A 24,677-nucleotide genomic window follows, 5' to 3' on the forward strand; every position below is an offset into this window, starting at 1 on the left:
AAAGGCCGCCTCCGGGCGGCCTTTTTCTTGAAGGGCGGTCGTCTTGGGTCTATCGATTGTGCATGGCTGATTCCGGACCATCCCTTCCAGTCGAGTCGCGAACAAAGCTCTCCTGGTTTCTTTCAGGCGCCGCACTTACCGGCAGTATCCCCGCTCTCATTCTGATGACGGCCCATGTCGGCTTTGCGGGGTTTGCCAGCGAGAACGGCCTGCCCATGATCCAGGCCGCTTTCATGGTGGCGGCGATCTGGGCCCTGCCGGCCAATATCGTTCTCATCGGCGCGATCGCGGGCGATTATTCCATTGTCGCGGCGGCGATCGCGGTCGGCCTGTCCTCGATACGGCTCATGCCCATGGTGGCCGCGTTCGTGCCGGAGATTCGCGGCCCGAATACACGCAGGATTTCCCTGCTGCTCCTGTCGCATTTCATCGCGATCACCGCCTGGGTGATAGGAATGGAACGCTTGAAGAACGTGCCGGCAGAGATGCGCGTGGTGTTCTTCGCCGGTATCGGCATCACGCTCACCACGGCCAATACGCTTGTGGTGGCGCTGGTCTACCTGCTTTCGGCGAGCTTCCCGCCGCTCGTCTTCGCCTGCCTGTTCTTTCTTACGCCCATGTATTTCCTCGCCTCGCTCTGGGGCTCGGCGCGCGACCGTTCCATCCATGTGGCGATGGTGTCGGGCCTCATCCTGTTTCCGGCAATCCATGCGGTTGCGCCGGCCTACGACCTGCTTTTGACCGGGGCGATCGGCGGGCTCGTGACCATGGCTTATGTGCGCTGGTCCAAGGGAAGGGCGGCGACGTGACCTGGCATAGTCTTACCACCTGGTGGTGGCCCTATCTCTTCATTCTTCTGGCGGGGTGGCTGCCGACCGATATATGGCGCTTTCTCGGCGTGCTCATCGGCGGCCGCGTCAGCGAAGATTCGGAGGCGCTGGTGGCGGTGCGTGCCGTGGCGACGGCGCTGGTGGCCGGCGTGATCGCACAGCTCGTCCTCTATCCAAGTGGCGCCCTGGCGGAATCGGCTCTGTCATTGCGGCTGGCGGCCGCAGCCGCCGGCTTCTGCGGATATCTCTATCTCGGGCGGCGCGTCATTGTCGGCGTCCTCATCGGCGAGGCCATTCTGGTGGCCGGGCTGCTGCTTTAAGGTCGCTTGCCCCCAGTCAGCCGGCCGCGCCAAGTGCGTCGCGGATCTTCTGCGCATTGTCGGCAAGGATCGCCGGATCTTCCATCTTGTCCGAATGGCGCTTGAGCTCGACATTCTCGAAGCGCGGGATGACGTGGAAATGGAGATGGAATACGGTCTGGCCGGCCGGCGCTTCGTTGAACTGCATTATCACCACGCCATCGGCATCGAAGGCCTTGACCACCGCTCTGGCGAGCTTCTGCGTCGTCGCCATGATGGCGGCAAGATCGCCGGGATTTGCATCGAGAAGATTGCGGCTCGGGGCCTTGGGCAGCACGAGGCAATGGCCCTTGCCCTGGGGCATGACGTCCATGATGGCGACCGTCTTGTCATCCTCATAAAGCTTGTGGGACGAAATCTCGCCTTTCAGTATCTTCGCGAAGATATTGCTGTCGTCATAGGGCTTTGTCATGCGATTTCCTCATTTCGGTCGAGGCAGGAATTTGCCGTCCGGCGCCAGGCCAGTCAACAGCCGTCACGCTCATTGTTCCTGTTTTCTGAAGGGCGAATGCTCGTTCAGCAACTCGCTCATATGGGCGACGTCGGCACGTTCATGCTCGAGATAGTCGCTCACGGCGCGCCGCAAGCCTTCATGTTCGATGTAGTGCACCGAATGGGTCGTTACGGGCAGGTAGCCGCGCGCGAGCTTGTGTTCGCCCTGTGCTCCGGCCTCGACCACGCGCAGCCTGCGCTCGAGGGCGAAATCGATCGCCTGGTGGTAGCAGACCTCGAAATGCAGGAAGCGATGATCTTCGATGCACCCCCAGTTCCTGCCGAAGAGCCGGTCGGAACCGATGAAGTTGATGGCTCCGGCTATGTAGCGGCCGTTGCGGCGGGCCATGACGAGGAGGATGTCGTCCGGCATCCGCTCGCCGATAAGCGCGTAGAACCGCCGGTTCAGGTAGGGGCGGCCCCATTTCCGGCTGCCCGTATCCATGTAGAAGGCATAGAAATCGTCCCAGACCTTCTCCGTCAGGTCGGCGCCGGTGAGGCGATCGACCTCGATGTCGTCGGCAAGCGCTTCGCGCCGTTCGCGCCTGAGCGCCTTGCGTTTGCGCGACGCCAGTCCTTCGAGGAACTCCTCGTAGTCGGCATAGCCCTCGTTGAAGAAATGAAACTGCTGGTCGGTCCGGTGCAGGAAGCCCTGGTCGGTGAAGGCGGGCAGGTCGGCATCATTGACGAATGTGACGTGGGCCGACGAGACGCCAAGGCGCCGCGTCAATTGCTGAAGCCCGTTCACCAGCGCATAGCGCACTGCCGGCGCATCGACGCTCCCGTCGACTAGCAGGCGCGGACCGGTCGCGGGGGTGAAAGGGATGCTCGCCTGCAATTTCGGATAATAGCGGCCGCCGGCGCGCTCGAACGCATCGGCCCAGCCATGGTCGAATACATATTCGCCCTGGCTGTGGCTCTTCAGGTAGCACGGCATCGCGCCCAGCAAACTGCCGTCGGGCGATTCGAGGCGCAGGAACTGCGGCAACCAGCCGGCCTTTGCCGCCACGCAGCCCGAATCCTCGAGAGAGGAGAGGAAGGCGTGCGACAGGAAAGGATTGTAATCGGCCGCTTGCCGGGAGGTTCCGGTGAGCTTCGACCATTCATCCCTCGTGAACGCGCCGACGCCTTCGCAGACCCGCAAAGTAAATTCGCTACGATCATTATGGGGCATGTGCATCAACTTCCCGGCTGGGTCCGCGATTGGATCATCTGTCTCCAGTTAGGCCATTCCGCCGGCGATACAAGAGGCTGGGCCTCAGCCGCGCGGATCGAACCCCTCGAAGGTGATCTGATCGACCACGGCATCGCTCTTTTTCCTGTCTTCGGCGTTTCTGACCGTCCAGGAAATGACCGGCAGGCCGAGCTTCTTCCTGACAGTATCGACAAAGCGATTTTCCAGATGATGCACATTATAGGAGACGAAGTCGATATTGTGCGCGAGCATGGAAAAATGGGCTTCCATATCCGCATCCTTTACGCCTTCCGCCGTCAATCCGGCGGCAATTCCGGGCGCATCGCCAGCAAAGCGCCGTATCAGGTGATGATCGAAGGACATGATCGCCGCCTCGCCGGCATAGGCGGAAAGCGCATCCGCCACAGCGCGCACGAGGCCATCGTCGCGGCCCTCGATGCCCTTCAGTTCGATGACGACGGGGACGCGTCCGGCGACGAGACCGAGCATTTCCGGCAGCGTCGGTATGTGATCGTCCGTGCCGCCGATCTTGGTCTCCCGCGCTGTCTCGGCCGATAGATGGTCTATGTCGCCATCCTGGCCGGTAAGGCGCTTCAGGCTGCCGTCGTGGAAGACCAGCACGCTGCCGTCGCTGCCGAGATGAACGTCGCACTCGATGGCGAAGCCGGCGCTCGCCGCAGCCTCGAAGGCTGACAGCGTGTTCTCCCACCGCGTCCTGTTCAGGTCGTGCAGGCCGCGATGGGCTATCGGTCGTTCTGTCAGCCAGGCTGCGGATGGCATCTCAGCGGACCTCTATGATGGCTTCGATTTCGACCGGGGCATTGAGCGGCAGCGCGGCCGTGCCGACGGCGGAGCGGGCATGGCGCCCGGCATCGCCGAGCACCTCGACCAGGAAATCCGAAGCGCCGTTGGTGACGAGGTGCTGCTGGGTGAAATCGGGCCTCGAGGCGACGAACGAGGTCAGCTTGACGATACGCACGATGCGTTCGAGATCGCCGAGGGCAGCCTTGGCCTGTGCCAGGATGTTGATCGCGCAGGCCCGGGCGCATTCCTGGCCCTGTTCCACCGTCACTTCGCCGCCGAGCAGGCCGGTGTGCGCCAGCTTGCCGTCCAGGAGCGGCAATTGGCCCGAAGTGACAAGCAGCGATCCGCTCTGGACGAAAGGCACGTAATTGGCGGCCGGCGCGGCGGCGACCGGCAGGGTGACGCCCATCTGCTGCAGGCGTGTCTCGATATTGTTGCTCATGCTGAAGGTCCTTCTTTCGGAATCGCAAGGGATTGTGAACGAAGTTGCGATTTTTGCCTCGCTTCCGCCAAGAGTTTTTTTAATATGACCGCTCGAATATGGAGAATCTTGCCGATGCGTCTAATATCAGTGGTTGTTTTGGGGTTTGGCGTCATCGGTTTGACGGGCGGGGCAGAGGCGGCGAGCACCGCCATGTTGATGCCGCATCGGGCGATCTACGATCTGAAGCTCGACAATGCGCTGGACAGCAGCGGCATCACCGCCCTGACCGGCCGCATGGTCTATGAATTCAACGGCTCCGATTGCGAGGGCTATACGACCAATTTCCGCTTCGTCACCCGCGTCGACATGGAAGAGCAGCCGCAAAGGGTGACCGACCAGCAGACGACGACCTTCGAGACGGCCAATGGCGAGAAGTTCCGTTTCGTCAACAAGACCTTCGTCGACCAGAACCTGACCAAGGAAGTGCGCGGCGACGCGGCGCTGCTGAAGGACAAGACCGAGGTGAAGCTGACCAAGCCGACGGAGAGCAAGGAAGATCTCGACCTTTCGCAGTTTCCGACGCGCCATATGCAGCAATTGATCGAAAAGGCCATGGCCGGGGAAGTTCTCTACCAGACCAAGCTTTTCGACGGTTCGGAGGATGCCAACAAGATCATGGCGACCACTGTCGTCATCGGCAAATCCGGCGTCGCCAAGGATGATGACGAACTGAAGAATATGGGGCCCCTGGCCAAGGAAGCCACCTGGCCCGTGTCGATCGCCTATTTCGACGACAAGGAAAGGGGCGAGGGCCTGCCGAGCTATCGCATCAATTTCAAGATGTATGGCAATGGCGTCACGCGCGACCTGAAAATGGACTATGGCGATTTCTCCATGACGGGAAAACTCGTCAATCTGCAGCTGTTCGACATGCCTAAGTGCAAGAAATAGGCCCGCTTTCGATGAAAGGGCTGGCTTTATGCCGCTGCAGGCTTGCCTTTGTCCGGATAATCCATTAACAGGCGCAGCATTCCACACACGGGATTTGGGTTGGTATCGGGAGAAATCCGATACGGCCTCCGGTGGCGGGTTCGCCCGCCTCTTTCCTGTGGAGGTTAAACCGGAAAAGGAAAATAAAGATGGCATTGCCTGATTTCAGCATGCGTCAGCTCCTCGAGGCTGGCGTTCACTTCGGACACCAGACACATCGCTGGAACCCGAAAATGGCTCCATACATCTATGGTGACCGCAACAATATCCACATTCTCGACCTGGCCCAGACCGTTCCTCTGCTGCATGTAGCATTGAAGAAGGTATCGGACACGGTTGCCCGCGGCGGCCGCGTTCTCTTCGTCGGCACCAAGCGCCAGGCTTCGGACATCATTGCCGATGCGGCCACGCGTTCGGCCCAGTATTACGTCAATGCCCGCTGGCTCGGCGGCATGATGACCAACTGGAAGACGATCTCGAACTCGATCCAGCGTCTGCGCAAGCTCGACGAGCTTCTTGCCGGCGATGCACAGGGCTTCACCAAGAAGGAGCGCCTGAACCTCGACCGCGAGCGCGAGAAGCTCAACCGCGCCCTTGGTGGTATCAAGAACATGGGTTCCACGCCGGACCTGATCTTCATCATCGACACCAACAAGGAAGCAATCGCGATCCAGGAAGCCAAGCGTCTCGGCATTCCGGTCGTCGCCGTGATCGATTCGAACTGCGATCCGGACGAGATCGATTTCCCGATCCCCGGCAATGACGATGCTTCGCGTGCGATTTCGCTCTATTGCGATCTGATTGCCAAGGCTGCGCTTGACGGTATCCTGCGCCAGCAGGGCTCGCTCGGCGTTGACGTCGGCGCCCAGGAAGAAGCGCCTGTCGAACCGGCACTCGAAGAAGCGCCGGCTGCCGAAGCACAGGAGGGTGAAGCCTCCGCATGAGGCTTCATACACCCGTCGTGAACGGGTGATCTAAGGATTCCATTGGCGCGCAATGCGCCGCAAAGTTGGCATGCTGGTCCGCCAGTATGCCTTCGCTTTGAGAAGAGGCGACACAATGAGCATTTCTGCATCACAGGTAAAAGAACTCCGCGACCTTACCGGCGCGGGCATGATGGACTGCAAGGCGGCCCTTGCTGAAACCAATGGCGACATGGAAGCCGCCGTCGACTGGCTGCGCGCCAAGGGCATTGCCAAGGCCGACAAGAAGGCCGGCCGCACCGCAGCTGAAGGCCTCGTCGGCGTTGCATCCAGCGGCACGAAGGCCGTTGTCGTGGAAGTCAATTCCGAGACCGATTTCGTTGCCCGCAACGATGCCTTCCAGGACATCGTGCGCAATGTTGCAACGATCGCTCTCGGTACGGACGGCTCCACTGCCGCCGTATCCGCAGCCGTCGATCCCGCCAGCGGCAAGTCCGTCGTGGACACGATCAAGGACGCCGTCGGCACGATTGGCGAAAACCTCGCCTTCCGCCGCTCGACCGCGCTCACGGTCAGCGAAGGTGTCGTTGCGACCTATATCCACAATGGCGTTGCCGATGGCCTCGGCAAGCTTGGTGTTCTGGTGGCGATCGAGACTGCCGGCAATGCCGATGCGGCCAATGCGTTCGGCCGCCAGGTCGCCATGCATGTTGCAGCGACCAACCCGCTTGCCCTGACGGCGGCGGAAGTCGATGCGGCTGCCGTCGAGCGTGAAAAGGCGATCTTCGCCGATCAGGCCCGTCAGTCCGGCAAGCCTGAAAACATCATCGAAAAGATGGTGGATGGCCGCATGCGCAAGTTCTTCGAGGAAGTCGTTCTTCTGTCGCAGGCTTTCGTCATCAACCCCGACCTCAGTGTCGAGGCTGCGCTCAAGGATGCCGAGAAGGCAATCGGCGCTCCGGCCAAGATCACCGGCTTCGTCCGCTTCGCCCTCGGCGAAGGCATCGAGAAGGAAGAGTCGGATTTTGCCGCCGAAGTGGCTGCCGCTGTGAAGAAATAAGCCTATCGGGCTGAAATCGAAGGGCATCGCGTGACAACGCGATGCCCTTCGTGTATCCGGAATTCAAGTCAAGTTGAGGGAGGCCCCATGGCTGCTGGTACGGCTCTGTACAAACGCGTTCTTCTGAAAGCCTCCGGTGAAGCACTGATGGGCGATCAGGGCTTCGGCATCGACGTTGCGGTGGCAGACCGTATCGCGGCGGATATCGCCGAGGCGAGGGCGCTTGGAGTCGAGGTCGGCGTTGTCATTGGCGGCGGCAACATCTTCCGCGGCGTGGCAGTCGCGTCCAAGGGCGGCGACCGCGTTACCGGCGACCATATGGGCATGCTTGCCACCGTCATCAATTCGCTGGCGCTTCGCACCTCGCTGGTCAAGATCGGTATCGATACGGTGGTGCTTTCGGCGGTCGCGATGCCGGAACTTTGCGAGACCTTCTCGCAGCGACAGGCCACGGCCTATATGGATATGGGCAAGGTGGTGATCTTCGCAGGCGGTACCGGCAATCCATTCTTCACCACGGACTCCGCCGCCGCCTTGCGCGCAGCCGAGATCGGCGCCGATGCCCTGTTCAAGGGCACGCAGGTCGACGGGATCTACACGGCCGATCCGAAAAAATACCCCGATGCCGTAAGGTTCGACCGGCTCACCCACAAGGATGTGCTGGATCGCGGGCTCACCGTCATGGACACGACGGCTGTCGCCCTTGCGCGCGAGAACAATATCCCAATAATCGTCTATTCAATCCACGAAAAGGGCGGCTTCGCCGAAGTGCTGCAGGGAGCAGGGCGCGCGACAATCGTTTCGGACCTTTGATCCGGTTCCGCCGACTGTTTCTGCCGAGAATATAGGAGCATTGAGTATGAGTGATGCACTCGATTTTAACGATTTGAAACGCCGTATGGATGGCGCGGTGCAGGCGCTGAAACATGATCTCGGCGGGCTCAGGACGGGGCGCGCTTCGGTAAGCCTGCTGGAACCCATCACGGTCGAGGCTTATGGATCGCAGATGCCGCTCAACCAGGTCGCCAATATTACCGTGCCCGAATCCCGCATGCTCGCGGTCTCCGTCTGGGACAAGTCGATGGTCGGCAAGGTGGAACGCGCCATCCGTGAATCCGGCCTTGGCCTCAATCCCATCACCGATGGCAACAATCTGCGCATCCCGCTGCCGGAGCTCAACGAGCAGCGCCGCAAGGAACTCGTGAAGATCGCGCATCAATATGTGGAGCAGGCCAAGGTGGCCGCCCGCCACGTGCGCCGCGACGGCATGGACGAGTTGAAGAAGCTCGAAAAGGACGGCGCGATCAGCCAGGACGACAACCGGATCCAGTCGGAACGGGTGCAGAAGTTGACGGACGAGACCATTGCCGAGATGGACAAGGTGGTCGCCGTTAAAGAAGCCGAAATTATGCAAGTCTAACTTCAGCCTACCTATCGAGGAGAATCGCCCCATGTCCAAACCGCGCCACATCGCCATCATCATGGATGGAAATGGCCGTTGGGCAAAGGCGAGGGGCCTGCCGAGGGCGGCGGGCCACAAGGCGGGCGTCGAGTCCCTGCGCGAGATCATCCGCGCGGCGGGCAAGATGGAAATTCCGTTCCTGACGCTGTTTGCCTTTTCGTCGGAGAACTGGTCGCGTCCGCGCTCGGAAGTCTCCGACCTGATGGGTTTGCTCAAATTGTTCATCCGCCGCGATCTGGCGGAGCTCCACCGCGAGAATGTACGCGTCAGGATCATCGGCGAGCGGGACAATCTCGCCAAGGATATCGGCTCGCTGCTGGACGAGGCGGAAGCGCTGACGGCCGGGAATGCCGGCCTTACGCTTGTCATCGCCTTCAATTATGGCTCGCGCAACGAAATCGTCCGCGCGGTTCAGCGTCTGGTCGACGATGCGGGCAACGGGCTGATCAGCCGCGCCGATATCACCCCGGAGGCCATTTCGGCGCGTCTCGATACCTCGGACATGCCGGACCCCGACATGATCATCCGCACGAGCGGCGAGATGCGGCTGTCGAATTTCCTGCTCTGGCAGGCGGCCTATTCCGAATTCGTCTTTCTTCCGTGCTACTGGCCGGATTTTCGGCCGTCGCACCTGGCGGAGGCCATCGATACATTCCAGCTGCGGGAGCGCCGGTTTGGCGGCGTGACGGCCCAGGACATAGCCCTGTGACCCTTTGGGGAGAAGGCATGTCGAACCTGCAGAAGCGCATTCTCAGCGCAATTGTCCTGATCATCATCGCCATTGTGGCGACCTGGCTCGGCGGCTTCTTTTTCGGCCTTCTGGCCTGCGCCATCGGCCTCGGCGCGCATTATGAATGGCAGGGCATATCCCGCGGGCGCTCGTCGCCGCTGACGCGCGGCCTTGCCTGGACATTTCTCCTCGCAACGTTTCTCGTCCTGTTGTTCACCCAGAACGTCGTGGTGATGCTTGCGCTCATATTCGCCGGCGCGCTGCTCACCGCCTTTGCCGGCGGACGATCGGAGGGCTTCTGGCCTGCGGCAGGCCTGGTCTATGCGGGCTTCCCGACCGTAGCGCTCGCCATGCTTCGCGGCGACAGCGGCGATGGGTTCGCGGCGATCCTGTTCCTGTTCGCCGTCGTCTGGGCGACCGATATCTTCGCCTATTTCAATGGCCGCGCCCTTGGCGGGCCCAAGCTCGCGCCGCGTTTCTCGCCGAACAAGACCTGGAGCGGCGCCATTGGCGGTGCGGCGGCGGGCGTTGCGGCGGGCGTGCTGTGCGCCTCCTTCATCACGCCGGCCGGCGGCCTGCCCATACCGCTGGTTGCGCTCGTCCTGTCGATCTTCGCGCAATTGGGCGATCTCGGCGAATCGTGGATGAAGCGGAAATTCGGCGTAAAGGATTCCGGCGCACTCATTCCCGGTCACGGTGGCGTGATGGACCGCGTGGATGGGCTTGTCGCTGCTGCTGCATTGCTATACGTGATCGGTGCAATTCTGGTCTCGCCGGAAACGCCTTACGATATTCTTTTTTGACGGCCTCGATCCCATGGCACCGGGATAGTGCCGGGAGGATGATTTGACGGAACTGCTTCATACTCTGTTCGGTAGCCAGAGCCTCCTGGTCGGAACGATAGTCCCATTCCTGATCGTGCTGACAGTCGTCGTGTTCGTGCATGAAATGGGGCATTATCTCGTCGGCCGCTGGTGCGGCATAGGCGTCAAGGCGTTTTCCATCGGCTTTGGGCCCGAGTTGATCGGCTTCAATGACCGCAGCGGCACGCGCTGGAAGCTGTCCGCCATTCCACTCGGCGGCTATGTCAAATTCGCCGGCGATGACGACGTTACCAGTTCCACCAGCAAGGATATCGGCGCGATGAGCGAGGCGGAGCGCAAGGTGGCCTTCCATACCCAGCCGGTATGGAAACGCGCCGCGACCGTCTTTGCCGGTCCCGCATTCAACATTTTGCTCACCGTGCTCATCTTCTCCGTGTTCTTTTCGCTCTATGGCAAGCGCGTGTCGGACCCGACCGTCGGCGAAGTGCGCCCGGGCGGACCGGCGGCAATGGCCGGTTTCCAGCCGGGCGACCGTTTCGTCAGTGTCGATGGCGCGCGGATCGAAACCTTTGCCGATGTGCAGCGGATCGTATCCGGCCGCGCCGGCGATCCCCTCGACTTCGTCGTGAACCGCAATGGCCAGGATGTGCGCCTGACGGCGACGCCGCAATTGACGGACCAGCAGGATGCGCTCGGCAATACCGTCAAGGTCGCCATTATCGGCGTTGCCACCAATGAAGCGGTCGGGAATTTCCGGCGCATCGAATACGGCCCTGTCGAATCGGTGGGGCAGGCGGTGCGCGAAAGCGGGTTCATCATCGCGCGCACTGGCCAGTTCTTCAGCCGGTTTTTTGCCGGGCGGGAAGATAAATGCCAGCTCGGCGGTCCGGTGAAGATCGCCACCATGGCCGGGCAGGCCGCCAGCCAGGGCATCGACTGGCTTATCCAGCTCACGGCGATGCTGTCGATCGGCATCGGCCTGCTGAACCTGTTTCCCCTGCCGCCTCTCGACGGAGGCCACCTCGTATTCTATGCTGCCGAGGCCGTGATCGGCCGTCCCGTAAAGCCCGTGGTGCAGGAAGTTTTCTTCCGGGCGGGCTTTTTCCTGGTGCTGGGATTCATGGGATTCGTGCTGTTCAACGACCTTTTCGCATGCTGACGTAGAATTTAATCATTAATGAAAATAAGGGCATTTCGGGGAATTTGGACAGGATCTGTTTACTATATGTGCCGATTGGCGTGGCACGGATGCCACTGTTTTGTGTGAAGTAAATAGATTTTAACCGTAAGCCTTGCGTGTATGTAAAAACCGGCTATGACGGTGTACGAGTAATGCTTAGTCCGGGATCTCGCCCGGGTACAACGAGAAACGAAGGTTCAGAAGGCCTATGGCGGCAAGTTCAAAATTCGTTGGTGCAGCGTCGGCGCTCGCCATTTCAGCGGCTCTGGTGAGTTCAGGCACAATCGTAACGACTGTCGCAGGCGTCACCGCCGCGCATGCAGCAACCGTCAGCCGCATCGAAGTGCGCGGCAATACGCGTGTGGATGCCCAGACCGTGCGGGACAATGTCGGCATCACGCCGGGCAAGCCCTTCTCCAATGCCGATATCGATGCCGCGACCAAGCGCCTGTTCGGTACGGGCCTGTTCAGCGATGTGCGCATCAGCCAGGCCGGCGGAGCGCTTATCGTCCAGGTTTCCGAGAACCAGGTCGTCAACCAGGTCATTTTCCAGGGCAACAAGAAGATCAAGGACCCGCAGCTTCAGAACGCCGTCCAGCTGAAGCCGCGCGCCGCCTTCGATCAGACGACGCTCGAAGCCGACACCGAAGCAGTCCGCGCCGCCTATCGCAATGTCGGCCGCAGCGATGCCACGGTCAATTCCCGCATCATGGATCTCGGCGAGGGCCGGGTTAACGTCGTCTTCGAGATCAATGAAGGCGACCGTACCAAGATTTCGAACATCACCTTTGTCGGCAACCAGGCCTTTGGCAGCCGTCGCCTGCGCGACGTGATCTCGACGAAGAAATCCAATCCGCTGTCCTGGCTGACGCGCAATGACGTATATAGCGAAGACCGCCTTCGTGCCGACGAGGAATCGCTGCGTCGCTTCTACTACAATCGCGGCTATGCGGATTTCCGCGTTGTATCTTCCACGGCCGAGCTCGATCCCGCGACGAATGAGTATACGATCACCATCACGGTCGAAGAGGGTGATAAATATGCCTTCGGCGGCGTGAATATCGAAAGCTCGGTAGAGGGCGTCGATACGGCCCAGCTTCAAGGTCTGGTCGAGACCCGCGAGGGCGACACCTACAGCGCCAAGGAGATCGAGGATTCGATCCTCAAGGTTTCCGAGAAGGTTGCCGGCCAGGGTTATGCCTTCGCCAAGGTCGAACCGCGGGGCGATCGCAATTTCGAGAATCGCACGATTTCGGTTACCTATGCCATCGATCAGGGCCCGCGCGCCTATGTGGAGCGCATCGAGATTCGCGGCAATGAAAAGACCCGCGACTTCGTCATCCGCCGTGAGTTCGACGTCAGCGAAGGCGATGCCTTCAATCAGGTTCTGATCCAGCGCGCCAAGCGCCGTCTCGAGCGTCTTGAATTCTTCCAGACCGTCAATATCTCGACCGCTCCCGGCTCGCAGCCGGATCAGGTGGTCCTGGTCGTTGACGTCGTCGAGAAGGCAACGGGCGAGTTCTCCATCGGTGGCGGTTATACGACCGGTGGCGAGAATCCCGGCCCGACGGTTGAAGCCTCGATTACCGAGCGCAACTTCCTTGGCCGTGGCCAGTTTGTTCGCATCGGTGCCGGTGGCGGCCTCGACAACAACCGTACCTATTCGCTGTCGTTCACCGAACCTTACTTCCTCGGCCAGCGTATTTCCGCCGGCTTCGACATCTACAAGCGCCAGTCCGGCGTTCGCGACAAGTACGAGACCGATGTAACCGGCGCAACCATCCGCTTCGGCCTGCCGATCACGGAAGAGTTGACGGCTGGTCTGGCCTACAACATCACGCGCGAAGAATATGAGATCGACGAGGATGCGCTGAACGATGACGGCACGCCCGATCTCGACGAAATTTCACGTGCCTTCGCCGATGCGGCCGAAGACAGCCCGTGGGTCAAATCGTCGGTAAGCTGGTCGCTCACCTATAATTCCATCGATGATGTGAAGAACCCGCGCGACGGTATCTATGCCAAGTTCTACCAGGAATATGCTGGTATCGGCGGCGATGCCAACTTCCTGAAGACGACCTTCACCGGCAGCTACTACAAGACGCTGATGGATGAGCTCGACGTGGTGGGCCTCGTTCGCATTGGCGGCGGTCACATTCAGGGCTTCGGCGACGATCTGCGCGTGTTCGATACGTTCAAGAACACCACGGATATGATCCGCGGCTTCAAGTATAATGGTATCGGTCCGCGCGATGCGAGCGTGCGTGACGACAAGGGCAGTTTCCTCGGTGGTAACACCTATTTCAATGCCACGGTCGAAACCCAGTTCCCGATGCCGGTCATTCCAGAGAGCATCGGCATTCGCGGTGCGCTCTTTGCCGACGCTGCCACGCTGTTCGGCAGCGATCTTGACGACGCCAAGAACAATGGCGACGACACCACCAAGATGGAATGGCGTGCTTCCGTCGGCGCCAGCATCATGTGGGCATCGCCTTTCGGACCACTTCGCTTCGACTATGCGGTGCCAGTCAAGAAGGTTGACGGCGATCAGGAGCAGAACTTCAATTTCGGCATGTCGAGCAAGTTCTGATAGATTGCTGACCTCCCGGGGTTCTCCCCGGGAGAGAAAGTTCGTCGATGGCCGATCCGATCTTTTATGATCCATTGCTGAATGTAACTGTTGGTCAGATCGCCGATCTGACCAATGGCGTTCTTGTGGACAGTTCCCTTGCCGAAAGGCCCGTTACGCGCCTGGCCTCGCTGTCACAATCGGGGCCGGATGCGGTCGTTTTCGTCGAAAGCAAGAAGCATGCGCAGGAACTCGGCAAGCTGAATGCCGCCTGTGTGCTGTGCACCGAGGAAATCCGGCCGCTGATCCCCAAGAAGGTCGCGATCATCGTGACGCGTCATCCGCAGCAGGATTTCGCCGCTATCGGCCGGGCGCTTTATCCCAACGCCGTCAAGGCGCATTTGTGGACGGGCCAGACCGGCGTCTCGACCCATGCGATCATTCATGAATCGGCCGAAATCGAAGATGACGTCACGATAGAAGCCGGGGTCGTCATCGGCTCCAATGTATCGATCGGCGCTGGCACGGTGATTGCGGCAAACGTGGTCATCGGCAATGGCTGCAAGATCGGCCGGGATTGCTACATCGGGCCGGGTAGCTCGATACAATATGCGTTTCTCGGCAACAGGGTGCTGCTTCATCCTGGGGTGAGGATCGGGCAGGACGGTTTCGGCTATGTTGCCGGACGGACGGGCCTTGCGAAGATGCCGCAGCTCGGCCGTGCAGTCGTGCAGGACGATGTGGAGATTGGCGCCAATACGACGATCGATCGCGGCGCGCTGGCCGATACGGTGATTGGCGAAGGCACCAAGATCGACAATCTCGTGCAGATTGCCCACAATGTGACGATCGGCCGGCATTGTGTCATTGCCGCGCAGTGCGGAATATCCGGCAGCGTCGTGCTTGGCGACTTGACGCGGCTTGGCGGCAGCGTGGGCATCAAGGATCATGTGAATATCGGTACGGGCGTGGAGATTGCCGCGGCCAGCGGTGTTATGAGCGACATTCCAGATGGCGAGCGTTGGGCCGGAGCCCCAGCGCAGCCACTCAAGCAGTGGTTCCGTGAAATCGCCAGCGTGCGCGCGATGACCCGGACCAAGAAGGAGAATAATTCAGATGAGTGAAAAAGAAAACGCAGATAGCCTCGGTGTAGCTGACATCCAGAAGCTGCTGGCGAATCTGCCTCATCGTTATCCGTTTCTCCTGATCGATCGCATCGTCGATATCGATGGCGATACTTCCGCCACCGGTATCAAGAATGTGAGCATCAACGAGCCGCATTTCGCCGGGCATTTTCCTGAACTGCCGATCATGCCGGGTGTGCTGATCATCGAGGCCATGGCGCAGACGGCCGGTGCGATCGTGCTTTTCCACAATGGCAGCGGCAAGCCCGGCAAGGTCTTCTTCATGACGATCGACAATGCCAAGTTTCGCAAGCCCGTCGTGCCGGGTGACCAGCTGAAGCTGCGCGTGACGAAGATGAAGCAGCGCGGCAGCATCCATAAATATGCCTGCGTCGCCGAAGTGGATGGCGTCAAGGTCGCCGAAGCGGAAGTCGCGGCGATGGTCGGGTTCCCCGAAGAAGACGAGACGTCTTCCTGATGTCGGAAATCACTATTCATCCCTCCGCCATCATCGAAAAGGGGGCGGAGATTGGCGCTGGCGTCAGTATCGGCCCGTTCTGCCACGTCGGTGCGGATGCGGTCATTGGCGAAGGCTCGCGCCTCTTGAGCCATGTCGTCGTCATGGGGGCTACCAGCCTCGGCAGGAATGCGGTGGTCTATCCGAATGCCGTCCTTGGCGGCGAGCCGCAGAACACCAAGCACAAGGGTGGCCGCACGACGCTTGTCATCGGCGACAATTGCGTCATTCGCGAAGGCGTAACCATGCACCGCGGCACCGATGGCAGCCGTGGAGTGACGAGCGTCGGCGACAATTGCATGTTTCTCGCCTATTCCCATGTGGCGCATGATTGCATCATCGGCGATCATGTCACCTTCTCGAACAATGTCATGATCGGCGGCCATGTCACCGTCGGCAACAATGTGATCATCGGCGGCGGTGCCGGCATTCACCAGTTCGTCCGCATCGGCCACCATGCCTTCATCGGCGGTCTGGCGGCGCTGGCGAGCGATCTTGTGCCCTATGGCATGGCGATCGGCAATCACGCCTATCTCGGCGGGCTGAACATCATCGGCATGAAGCGCTCGGGAATGGCGCGCCCCGAAATCCACAATCTGCGCCACGCCGTGCGCATGTTGTTTGACCGCAGCAAGGCCATCAAGAGCCGGGCCGAGGATGTTCGTGCGGCGTTCCCTGGTTCCGCGGCCGTTGCCGATCTGATCGATTTCATTACCACTGACACCAAGCGCGCCTATTGTACGCCGCCGCTCGATTCGGGAATCGAGATCAGTGACAGCGAAGAGCGATAAAGCCCGGCCGACGCCAGCACCGCCCGTCATCACGGGCCGAACCGCGATCATTGCCGGAAATGGCTCGCTGCCGCTGGCGGTGGCTGACGGTTTGCGCCAGCGTGGCCAGAGCCCGTTCCTCATTGCCATCAAGGGCGAGGCCGATCCGGAGCTTCTGGCCCGGAAAGACGCTGAAATCTCCATTGTCGAACTCGGCGGCCTCATCCGGATATTGAAGGCGCATGATATCGCCAATGTGGTGCTGGCAGGTGGCGTGCGTCATCGCCCGGAATTCAGCGCTGCCCTGAAGCCCGGCAACGGCAATCTCTCGGCGCTTTTCCGGTTCTTGCGTGCATTTCGGCTCGGCGATGACGGGTTGCTGCGTGCTGTCATCGCGACCATCGAGTCCTACGGGTTCCGCGTTGTCGGCGCGCATGAGATCGTTCCGGACATTCTGGCCCCCGCTGCCGGCGTTCTGACGCGCAAGAAGCCGGACCGCGAAGGCGGGGCGAATATCGCGGCGGCAAAAGTCGCGGCGCGGGCGATAGGGGCACTTGATATCGGCCAGGGCGCGGTGGCGATCGGCGGGCGCGTCGTTGCGCTCGAAGGCGTCGAGGGCACGGATGCGATGCTGCAGCGCGTGGCGGACCTGCGTTCGGCCCGGCGCATCAACCGGCAGGGCGGAGCGTTGGTGAAATGCGCCAAGCCGCAGCAGGAAGTGCGGGCCGATCTGCCCGCCATCGGTGTCAGCACGGTCGAGAACGCCGCGAAGGCTGGATTGTCGGGCATTGCGGTGGAGGCGGGCAGGACGCTCATTCTCGGCTATAAGGAGACGCTTGCCGCGGCGAACGCGGCGGGGCTCTTCATTGAAACCTTCGACCAGGAGGCTGGATGATGAAGGCGGCACGTCCGTTGCGCATCGCCATTGTCGCGGGCGAGGAGTCGGGTGACCAGCTCGGCGCCGACCTTGTACGGGCGCTTCGCACGCAGCATGGCGGTGCCGTCGAACTGATGGGCGTCGGCGGCGATCATCTGCGCGAGCTTGGCCTCGACAGCCTGTTCGACCAGCAGGACATAGCACTGGTGGGACTGACCGCCGTCGTCAAGAAACTGCCGCAGCTGATCAGGCGTATCGGCCTCGTGGCAAACGCTATCGTTTCTTGGAAACCTGATTGCCTCATCATCATCGACAGTCCGGATTTCACCCACCGCGTCGCCCGCAAGGTGCGTGCCGCGAGCCCATCCATACCGATCGTCAATTACATCAGCCCCTCCGTCTGGGCGTGGCGGCCGGAGCGTGCCAAGGCGATGCGCGAATATATCGACCATGTTCTGGTCATCCTGCCTTTCGAGGTCGATGCTCTCAAGGAACTGGGCGGTCCGCCGGCGATCTATGTCGGGCACCGCCTCGTCTCCTACGCTCCATTGATGGAAGCGGCTGCCCATAATCGCGACCGGGAAGCCGGCATCGATAATCAGGACGCGCGGAACATCGTCGTCCTCCCGGGCTCGCGGCGTTCGGAAATCACCACGCTGGCGGGACCGTTCGGCGAGGCGGTGGACCTGCTGGCCGAACGCGGCAACAATATCCGCGTCACCATACCCACGCTGCCAAAGGTGGAGCGTTTGGTACGGGAGTTGACGACCGGCTGGAAGGTCCGCCCGGAAATCGTCGTTGGCGAGACGGCGCGCCTCAAGGCGTTCAGCGCGGCGGACGCGGCACTTGCCGCCTCGGGCACGGTTTCGCTCGAACTGGCGCTTGCACGCGTGCCGACCGTGCTGTCCTACAAGCCGGATTGGCTGGCGCGGACCTTCATCGCGCCGCGCATCAAGATCTGGAGCGCTGCGCTGCCCAATATCATCGCCGACGCACCCGTGGTCCCCGAATATTTCAACCAGTTCGTCCGTGCCGGCGTGCTGGCGCGCCAGATCGAGCAACTTATCAAGCCAGGGCTTCGGCGCAGGGCTCAATTGGAAAGTTTTGATGAGATCGCCCGGCTCATGCGCACCGAACGGCCGTCAGGCGAGCTGGCGGCAGGGAGAGTACTGCAGCTGGTCCGGCGCTCCCCTGAAACGGATCAATAAAAAAGGCGCCTTTCGGCGCCTTTTTCCATCTGGAACGAGAACCGCTTATTTGCGGTCTTCGACATTCACATAATCGCGCTGCGTGGCGCCGGTGTAGAGCTGACGCGGACGGCCGATCTTCTGCAGCGGGTCTTCGATCATCTCCTTCCACTGGGCGATCCAGCCGACGGTGCGTGCTACCGCGAAGAGAACGGTGAACATCGTGGTGGGGAAGCCGAGGGCCTTCAATGTGATGCCCGAATAGAAATCCACGTTCGGGTAAAGCTTCTTTTCGATGAAATATTCATCAGTTAGCGCAATGCGCTCAAGCTCCATGGCAACGTCAAGCAGCGGATCGTCCTTGATGCCGAGTTCGGCGAGGACTTCCTTCGTCGTCTGCTGCATGATCTTTGCGCGCGGATCGTAGTTCTTGTAGACGCGGTGACCAAAGCCCATGAGACGGAACGGATCGTTCTTGTCCTTGGCACGGGCGATATATTCCGGAATACGATCGACGGTGCCGATTTCGCCAAGCATGTTGAGCGCGGCTTCATTGGCGCCGCCATGCGCGGGACCCCACAGGCAGGCAATGCCGGCGGCAATACATGCGAAGGGGTTGGCGCCGGAGGAACCGGCGAGGCGGACAGTCGACGTCGAAGCGTTCTGCTCGTGATCGGCATGCAGGATGAAAATACGATCCATCGCCCGCGCGAGAACGGGGTTTGGAACATAATCCTCGCACGGCACGGCAAAGCACATGTGCAGGAAGTTGGTGGCGAAGTCGAGATTGTTCTTCGGGTAAACGAAGGGCTGGCCGATGTGGTATTTATAGGCCATCGCGGCCAGGGTCGGGATCTTCGCGATCATCCGGATCGAAGCCACCATCCGCTGGTGCGGGTCGGAAATATCGGTGGAATCGTGATAGAAGGCCGACAATGCGCCGACGCAGCCGACCATGACGGCCATGGGATGCGCATCGCGACGGAAACCGCTGAAGAAGCGCGTCATCTGCTCGTGCACCATGGTGTGGCGGGTGACGCGGAAGTCGAAATCGGCCTTCTGGCTCTTGGTCGGCAGTTCGCCGTAAAGCAGCAGATAGCAGGCTTCGAGGAAGTCGCCATGCTCGGCGAGCTGTTCGATCGGGTAGCCCCGATGCAACAACATGCCTTCATCGCCGTCGATATAGGTGATCTGGGATTCGCAGGACGCCGTCGATGTGAAACCGGGGTCGTAGGTGAAGGCTCCGGTGTTCTTGTACAATGTCCCAATGTCGACCACATCCGGCCCGATCGTACCCTTTTTTATGGGTAGCGCGAATTCGTGACCATTGAGGTCGATGTTGACGCTGTTTTCAGACATTGCCCTTCCTTTCTTGCTTCCAACTTGCGCTTGTTAAGCGCAAAAGCATTCATCCTCATTCGAGGTTCCAACATGATTTTTTCTGGCATTGCACCGTAACCGAAAGGTGCGATGTTGCAATGCAAAAATGTGCTGCTCGACCCCGCTATCCGGCTTTTATTTGATCATCGATTCGGCCAAGCGACTCCTCGCGCCCAAGCACGGCGAGAACGTCGAATACACCCGGCGACGTGGAGCGGCCGGTGAGGGCGGCCCGCAATGGCTGGGCGATCTTGCCGAGCTTCAAACCCGTTGCCTCGGCATGGACGCGTATGGCGGCATCGAGGGATTCGGCGTTCCAGTCATCCACCGACTGCAGCACCGGCAGCACGCCGGAGAGCACGGCGATACCATCGGCATTGAGCAGGCCGGATGCCTTTTCATCCATCCCGAGCGGCCGCTGCACGAACAGATAGCGAGCGCTGTCGGCGAGTTCCACAAGGGTCTTCGCCCTTTCCTTGAGACCCGGCATTGCGGCGACCAGCTGCTTGCGCGTCGTCTCGTTCAGGCGGGCCAGAATGTCCGCTCCGCCTTCCATTTCCGGCAGGATGTCGATCATGGCCTGGACCAGATATTCGTCGTCCGAGCTGCGCATATAATGACCGTTGATCGCCTCCAGCTTCTGGAAATCGAAGCGCGAGGCGCTGCGGTTGATGTCGGAGATCTCGAACCAGTCGATCATCTCCTGGTCGGACATGATCTCGTCATCGCCATGGCTCCAGCCGAGCCGCACCAGGTAATTGCGCAGCGCCGCCGGCAGATAGCCCATGGCCCGATAGGCCTCGACCCCGAGCGCGCCGTGGCGCTTCGAAAGTTTCGCGCCATCGGCCCCATGGATCATCGGAACGTGGCCCATGACGGGGATCGTCCATTCCATCGCATTGTAGATCACGGTCTGCCGTGCCGCATTGGTCAGGTGATCGTCGCCGCGAATGATATGCGTCACCCCCATGTCGTGATCGTCAACGACCACCGCGTGCATATAGGTGGGGCTCCCGTCGGAGCGCAGGATGATGAAATCATCGAGGTCCTTGTTCGGGAAACGCACTTCGCCCTGCACCTGGTCCTGGACGATGGTCTCGCCATCCTGGGGCGACTTGATACGGATCACCGGTTTGACGCCGGCAGGGGCCTCGCTCGGGTCGCGATCGCGCCAACGCCCGTCATAGCGGGGCGGACGACCTTCCGCGCGTGCCTTTTCGCGCATCTCTTCCAGTTCCTGCTGCGAAGCGTAGCAATAATAGGCCTTGCCGCGGGCGACCAGTTCTTCCGCCACCTCGCGATGACGCGGCGCCCGCTCGAACTGCGATATGGCTTCGCCGTCCCAATCGAGGCCGAACCATTTCAGCCCGTCGAGGATCGCCGTGACTGCGGCCTCGGACGACCGTTCCCGATCGGTATCTTCAATGCGCAGGAGCATTTTACCGCCCGTATGCTTGGCATAGAGCCAGTTGAAGAGAGCCGTGCGAGCGCCGCCAATATGAAGAAAGCCCGTGGGAGAGGGGGCGAAACGGGTGACAACAGAAGATGACATAGGGTCTCCAGATACGCCCGGCTATTAGCCGAACGTCCAATCGATTTGATTTGGCGTTGATGTACCATAGCAGCGCCGTGGTGCAAGTGTATTGGCAGAATTGGCGCTAAATGGACAAGCTGGCAGACCTCATCCGTAGCCGGCACGAATCAGGGCTGGCGCCGCCGTCATCTGGAAACCTGCCAGTTCCGGATACCGAACGCAGGGCGGCGAGGCCTGCCATTGCGCGCGGCATGGCCGCCGGCCTCGCCCTGGCGGCTGAACGCGGCCGCCACGCTGCATCAGTCGCCTTGCGCCACGAGGCAGCGCGCGGCACGACATTCCTGCTGCTTCCGGTTTTCGCGGGCACGGGTTCGGTGCTCTATTTCACGGCAGCGGCAGAACCGCGATTGAGTTCGGCGATCTTCGGACTGGTGCTGCTCGGCGCGCTGAGATGGATGGCTGCCGATCGGCCGCTGCTCAGGCTTGCCGTGACATTCGCCCTTGCGCTCGTTGCCGGCATGGCGTTCGCCAAGATGGAAACCATACTCGCCAATACGCCGATGCTTGGATCCGACGTGACGACGGAGGTGACCGGCCGCGTATTGACTATGGCGAGGAACGCCAAGGGCGGCGTGAGGATCGTGCTCGACGTGATCGATACCGCCAAGCCAAAATTGCGTTTTCCGCCATCCCGTATCGCCGTCTCGGCCAGAAAGCTTCCGGCCGGTCTCGGTGTTGGCGATGGCCTTGGGGCGCGCATCCATCTGCGCTCGCCTTCGGGGCCATCCCGCCCCGACAATTACGATTTCGCGTTCAACAACTATTATCGCGGTATCGGCGCCAACGGTTTCGTGCTCGGCATGGCGCATCGGCGCATCTTGCCGCCGAAACCCGGCCTCGTGGCCTGGGCTCTGAGCAGCATCGAGTCGATGCGGCAGCGGCTGACCCAGCATATCCAGCACCGCATCCCAGGCGAGGCAGGGGATATCGCCGCCTCGCTGATAACCGGCCAGCGCGACGGCATCAGCGACAAGACCAACAATGCGCTTCGCCTCAGCGGCCTGTCGCATATCCTGTCGATATCCGGCTTCCACATGGCGCTTGTCGCCGTGACCACCATGGCGACGCTGAGGGCCAGCCTGGCGCTGTTTCCGGGGGTGGCAGCCCGCTATCCGGTGAAGAAATTCGCGGCCGCCACTGCGCTCGCCGGCAGCGCCTTCTATCTGCTCCTGTCGGGCGCCGACGTCGCGGCACAGCGCAGTTTCATCATGCTCTCGATCATGCTGCTGGCGGTGCTGGTCGACCGTGCCGCGCTGTCGATGCGCAATCTCGCCCTGGCCGCCATGGTCACGATCGCGCTGGCGCCGCACGAAATCATGGGACCGAGCTTCCAGATGTCCTATTCGGCGACGGCGGCGCTGATTGCCTTCTACGGCTGGTGGGGAAGCCGCAGGGCAAAGCGCCGGGGGCGTCCGACGGGGGCGGCGGGGCGCGCACTGGAAGCGGTGGCGCAGTATGTCATTGGAATCGCGTTGACCTCGCTGGTCGCCGGGGCGGCGAGTTCGATCTTCGCCGCCTATCACTTCAACAATACGGCGCCGCTCGGGCTCATCGGCAACGCGCTGGCGCTGCCGGTGATTTCAACGCTCGTCATTCCATTCGGCGTCATCGGTCTCATGGCAATGCCATTCGATCTCGACGGGTTTTTCTTCGGCATCATGGAGCGCGGCATCGATATGGTCATCATGGTCGCCGAAATGGTCTCAGGTCACTCTCCGCCGGGCAATTTCGGTCTCGTCCCCCGCCAAAGCCTGATCCTCGCCTGCCTCGGCCTGATCATATTGCTGTTTCCGGCGACGCGTCTGCGCCTGTTCGCCTTGCCGCTCTTTGCAGCGGCCGCAGCCCTGGCAGTCTGGACGCCGCCGCCGGAAATCATGATCTCCGAGAATGCGAGCCTGGTGGCGCTGCGCGCGACCGACGGCCGCCTTGCCGTCAACAGGGCGGGCGCGGAAAGCTTTACGCTCAAGAACTGGCAACAGGCCCATGCCACATCGGCCGTGATCGTTCCGGCCAAACCAGCCGTGGCAGCGGAGGACACGCAGTTCGAGTGCAACGCAGAGCTATGCCTCGCAAGGGAGCCGCGATATGGCGCCGTGGTGGCGCATGTCCGTTCGGCCGAGGCCATGGCGGCCGCTTGCATGGAAAGCGATATCATGGTGCTGGCCTTCGCCGGCCCCTATCGCTCTTGCGAGGTGAAGAATGCGCCCATCACCGTAACGCGGCAGCAATTGGCGCTCTTTGGCGCAGCGACCATCAAGCTTCGGCCAGTGCCCGAGTTTCGGCCAATGCCCGCAATCAAACGATCGACGGAAGACCGTCGCCAATCGACCGAACCCACCCGGGGAGCGATCGCCGCAGCAGCGCCGGGTTTTTTCGCATCGATAGAGTATGCGATCGGGCGGCCCATCCGGCCATGGAACAATTATCGAATTCATTCGCGGGCGGCACGCAATATCGCGGAGCGTCCGCGCCCGCCGAAACGCCCGCCTGTACAGGCTGTGGTCAGTACCGCCGAATGAGCCCGACGAGCTTGCCCTGAACCTGAACGCGATCGGGGCCGAAAATTCGCGTCTCATAGGCAGGATTCGCCGCTTCGAGTGCAATCGACGCGCCCTTGCGACGGAAGCGCTTCAGCGTTGCCTCCTCATCATCGACGAGGGCCACGACGATCTCGCCGGGATTTGCGGTGTTGCCGCGCCGTATGACGACGGTATCGCCGTCGAAAATCCCCGCCTCGATCATCGAGTCACCCTTGACCTCAAGGGCATAATGCTCGCCATTGCCGATCATGTCGGGCGGCAGCGTCAGCATGCTCGTCTGGTTCTGGATGGCCGCGATCGGCACACCGGCCGCGATGCGTCCCATGACCGGAATGCTGACCATATTGGCCGCGATATTGCCGATGTCCGGCGCGGGTTGCGGCGCAGGGGCGGTGCGGCCAAGGCTGCCCTCGATCACGCTCGGCGAGAATTTGCGCTGGGCGTTCAGTCCCGGAGCGATCGAATCAGGAAGACGGATCACTTCGAGCGCCCGCGCCCTGTTGGCAAGGCGGCGAATGAAGCCGCGCTCCTCGAGCGCCGAGATCAGCCGATGAATCCCGGACTTCGACGCAAGGTCGAGCGCATCCTTCATTTCATCGAAGGAAGGGGGGATGCCCGTTTCCTTCAGGCGATCATGTATGAACAGCAGTAGTTCATGTTGCTTGCGCGTGAGCATTTGGCGATCCTCCACCAGGGAATCGGAAAAACAAAACCAGAACAAACACTATATGTTCCAGTTGTGTTCCACAAGGATTAATATGTGGTTGAAAAAGCCCAGGTGGCGGAAATTTATATGGAACGCCATGGCGATAGGACATTTTTCGCTACTTTTGGCGAAGCATCATG

General features: G+C 61.0%; 24 protein-coding genes. 17 read left to right on the plus strand and 7 right to left on the minus strand.

The genetic code is table 11. The features are described from left to right. Positions 1-62: 62 nt before the first annotated feature. Both OSJ75_RS03700 and OSJ75_RS03705 read left to right on the plus strand, forming a co-directional pair. Complete coding sequence (locus tag OSJ75_RS03700; protein ID WP_250014205.1) at positions 63-809, plus strand: AzlC family ABC transporter permease; 747 nt, start codon at positions 63-65, stop codon at positions 807-809. Continuing rightward, entirely contained in the window at positions 806-1,150 is a 345-nt protein-coding gene (locus OSJ75_RS03705; RefSeq protein WP_250014207.1) for an AzlD domain-containing protein, read from the plus strand. The genes OSJ75_RS03700 and OSJ75_RS03705 overlap by 4 nt, the downstream gene beginning before the upstream one ends. A 16-nt stretch (positions 1,151-1,166) precedes the next feature. Here OSJ75_RS03705 and OSJ75_RS03710 read toward each other — a convergent pair whose 3' ends face one another. The 4 genes from OSJ75_RS03710 to OSJ75_RS03725 form a co-directional block, all read right to left on the minus strand. Then, positions 1,167-1,601, minus strand: a complete 435-nt coding sequence (locus OSJ75_RS03710; protein WP_250014210.1) for an HIT family protein — start codon at positions 1,599-1,601, stop codon at positions 1,167-1,169. 69 nt (positions 1,602-1,670) lie between these two features. Continuing rightward, positions 1,671-2,855 carry a GNAT family N-acetyltransferase gene (locus OSJ75_RS03715; RefSeq protein ID WP_267226964.1) on the minus strand — a complete coding sequence of 395 codons (1,185 nt, stop codon included), beginning with the start codon at positions 2,853-2,855 and terminating at the stop codon, positions 1,671-1,673. An 84-nt stretch (positions 2,856-2,939) separates the two neighbouring features. Further along, entirely contained in the window at positions 2,940-3,656 is a 717-nt protein-coding gene (locus OSJ75_RS03720) for a glycerophosphodiester phosphodiesterase (RefSeq protein ID WP_267226965.1), read from the minus strand. 1 nt (position 3,657) lies between these two features. Beyond that, positions 3,658-4,122: a RidA family protein gene (locus OSJ75_RS03725; protein ID WP_267226966.1), complete on the minus strand. Its 465-nt coding sequence runs from the start codon at positions 4,120-4,122 to the stop codon at positions 3,658-3,660. A 114-nt stretch (positions 4,123-4,236) separates the two neighbouring features. Between OSJ75_RS03725 and OSJ75_RS03730 the strand changes: the two genes are divergently transcribed. The 14 genes from OSJ75_RS03730 to lpxB all read left to right on the plus strand — a co-directional run bounded on the left by OSJ75_RS03730 (position 4,237) and on the right by lpxB (position 18,338). Beyond that, positions 4,237-5,055, plus strand: a complete 819-nt coding sequence (locus tag OSJ75_RS03730) for a cell envelope integrity EipB family protein (protein WP_267226967.1) — start codon at positions 4,237-4,239, stop codon at positions 5,053-5,055. 188 nt (positions 5,056-5,243) lie between these two features. Further along, positions 5,244-6,038, plus strand: a complete 795-nt coding sequence (gene rpsB, locus OSJ75_RS03735; protein WP_250014215.1) for a 30S ribosomal protein S2 — start codon at positions 5,244-5,246, stop codon at positions 6,036-6,038. A 115-nt stretch (positions 6,039-6,153) separates the two neighbouring features. Then, a complete protein-coding gene (gene tsf / locus OSJ75_RS03740) occupies positions 6,154-7,077 on the plus strand; it encodes a translation elongation factor Ts (protein ID WP_250014216.1) in 924 nt (307 codons plus the stop codon). A gap of 87 nt (positions 7,078-7,164) precedes the next feature. Next, on the plus strand, positions 7,165-7,890 hold the full coding sequence (pyrH, locus tag OSJ75_RS03745; RefSeq protein ID WP_250014217.1) for a UMP kinase: 726 nt from the start codon (positions 7,165-7,167) through the stop codon (positions 7,888-7,890). 46 nt (positions 7,891-7,936) lie between these two features. Beyond that, on the plus strand, positions 7,937-8,497 hold the full coding sequence (frr, locus tag OSJ75_RS03750) for a ribosome recycling factor (RefSeq protein ID WP_250014220.1): 561 nt from the start codon (positions 7,937-7,939) through the stop codon (positions 8,495-8,497). Positions 8,498-8,528: 31 nt separating this feature from the next. Next, positions 8,529-9,248, plus strand: a complete 720-nt coding sequence (locus tag OSJ75_RS03755; protein WP_250014222.1) for an isoprenyl transferase — start codon at positions 8,529-8,531, stop codon at positions 9,246-9,248. 17 nt (positions 9,249-9,265) lie between these two features. After that, positions 9,266-10,072, plus strand: a complete 807-nt coding sequence (locus tag OSJ75_RS03760) for a phosphatidate cytidylyltransferase (protein WP_267226968.1) — start codon at positions 9,266-9,268, stop codon at positions 10,070-10,072. Between the two features lie 43 nt (positions 10,073-10,115). Further along, positions 10,116-11,252: an RIP metalloprotease RseP gene (gene rseP / locus OSJ75_RS03765; RefSeq protein WP_250014226.1), complete on the plus strand. Its 1,137-nt coding sequence runs from the start codon at positions 10,116-10,118 to the stop codon at positions 11,250-11,252. Between the two features lie 229 nt (positions 11,253-11,481). Next, complete coding sequence (gene bamA, locus OSJ75_RS03770; RefSeq protein WP_250014228.1) at positions 11,482-13,863, plus strand: outer membrane protein assembly factor BamA; 2,382 nt, start codon at positions 11,482-11,484, stop codon at positions 13,861-13,863. A gap of 47 nt (positions 13,864-13,910) precedes the next feature. Then, a complete protein-coding gene (gene lpxD / locus OSJ75_RS03775) occupies positions 13,911-14,966 on the plus strand; it encodes a UDP-3-O-(3-hydroxymyristoyl)glucosamine N-acyltransferase (RefSeq protein ID WP_250014230.1) in 1,056 nt (351 codons plus the stop codon). Continuing rightward, positions 14,959-15,444, plus strand: coding sequence for a 3-hydroxyacyl-ACP dehydratase FabZ (fabZ, locus tag OSJ75_RS03780; protein ID WP_250014233.1), 486 nt, complete (start codon positions 14,959-14,961; stop codon positions 15,442-15,444). Before lpxD ends, fabZ begins: the two co-directional genes overlap by 8 nt. Continuing rightward, positions 15,444-16,274 carry an acyl-ACP--UDP-N-acetylglucosamine O-acyltransferase gene (gene lpxA / locus OSJ75_RS03785; protein WP_250014235.1) on the plus strand — a complete coding sequence of 277 codons (831 nt, stop codon included), beginning with the start codon at positions 15,444-15,446 and terminating at the stop codon, positions 16,272-16,274. Before fabZ ends, lpxA begins: the two co-directional genes overlap by 1 nt. Then, positions 16,255-17,148, plus strand: coding sequence for an LpxI family protein (locus OSJ75_RS03790; RefSeq protein ID WP_267226969.1), 894 nt, complete (start codon positions 16,255-16,257; stop codon positions 17,146-17,148). The genes lpxA and OSJ75_RS03790 overlap by 20 nt, the downstream gene beginning before the upstream one ends. Further along, entirely contained in the window at positions 17,145-18,338 is a 1,194-nt protein-coding gene (gene lpxB, locus OSJ75_RS03795) for a lipid-A-disaccharide synthase (protein ID WP_267226970.1), read from the plus strand. The genes OSJ75_RS03790 and lpxB overlap by 4 nt, the downstream gene beginning before the upstream one ends. Before the next feature lie 45 nt (positions 18,339-18,383). Here lpxB and gltA read toward each other — a convergent pair whose 3' ends face one another. Together gltA and gltX are read right to left on the minus strand one after the other, a co-directional pair. Further along, on the minus strand, positions 18,384-19,676 hold the full coding sequence (gene gltA / locus OSJ75_RS03800; protein WP_250014241.1) for a citrate synthase: 1,293 nt from the start codon (positions 19,674-19,676) through the stop codon (positions 18,384-18,386). Positions 19,677-19,821: 145 nt separating this feature from the next. After that, positions 19,822-21,249: a glutamate--tRNA ligase gene (gltX, locus tag OSJ75_RS03805; protein ID WP_267226971.1), complete on the minus strand. Its 1,428-nt coding sequence runs from the start codon at positions 21,247-21,249 to the stop codon at positions 19,822-19,824. Between the two features lie 110 nt (positions 21,250-21,359). Between gltX and OSJ75_RS03810 the strand changes: the two genes are divergently transcribed. After that, positions 21,360-23,810 carry a ComEC/Rec2 family competence protein gene (locus OSJ75_RS03810; protein ID WP_267226972.1) on the plus strand — a complete coding sequence of 817 codons (2,451 nt, stop codon included), beginning with the start codon at positions 21,360-21,362 and terminating at the stop codon, positions 23,808-23,810. On the opposite strand, the gene lexA is transcribed toward OSJ75_RS03810, so the two are convergent. Beyond that, entirely contained in the window at positions 23,794-24,507 is a 714-nt protein-coding gene (gene lexA, locus OSJ75_RS03815) for a transcriptional repressor LexA (RefSeq protein ID WP_250014247.1), read from the minus strand. The two genes, OSJ75_RS03810 and lexA, sit on opposite strands and share 17 nt — an antisense overlap. Positions 24,508-24,677: the final 170 nt, after the last annotated feature.

This window comes from Phyllobacterium sp. 0TCS1.6A, from assembly GCF_026420825.1.
Taxonomy (GTDB): Bacteria; Pseudomonadota; Alphaproteobacteria; order Rhizobiales; family Rhizobiaceae; genus Phyllobacterium.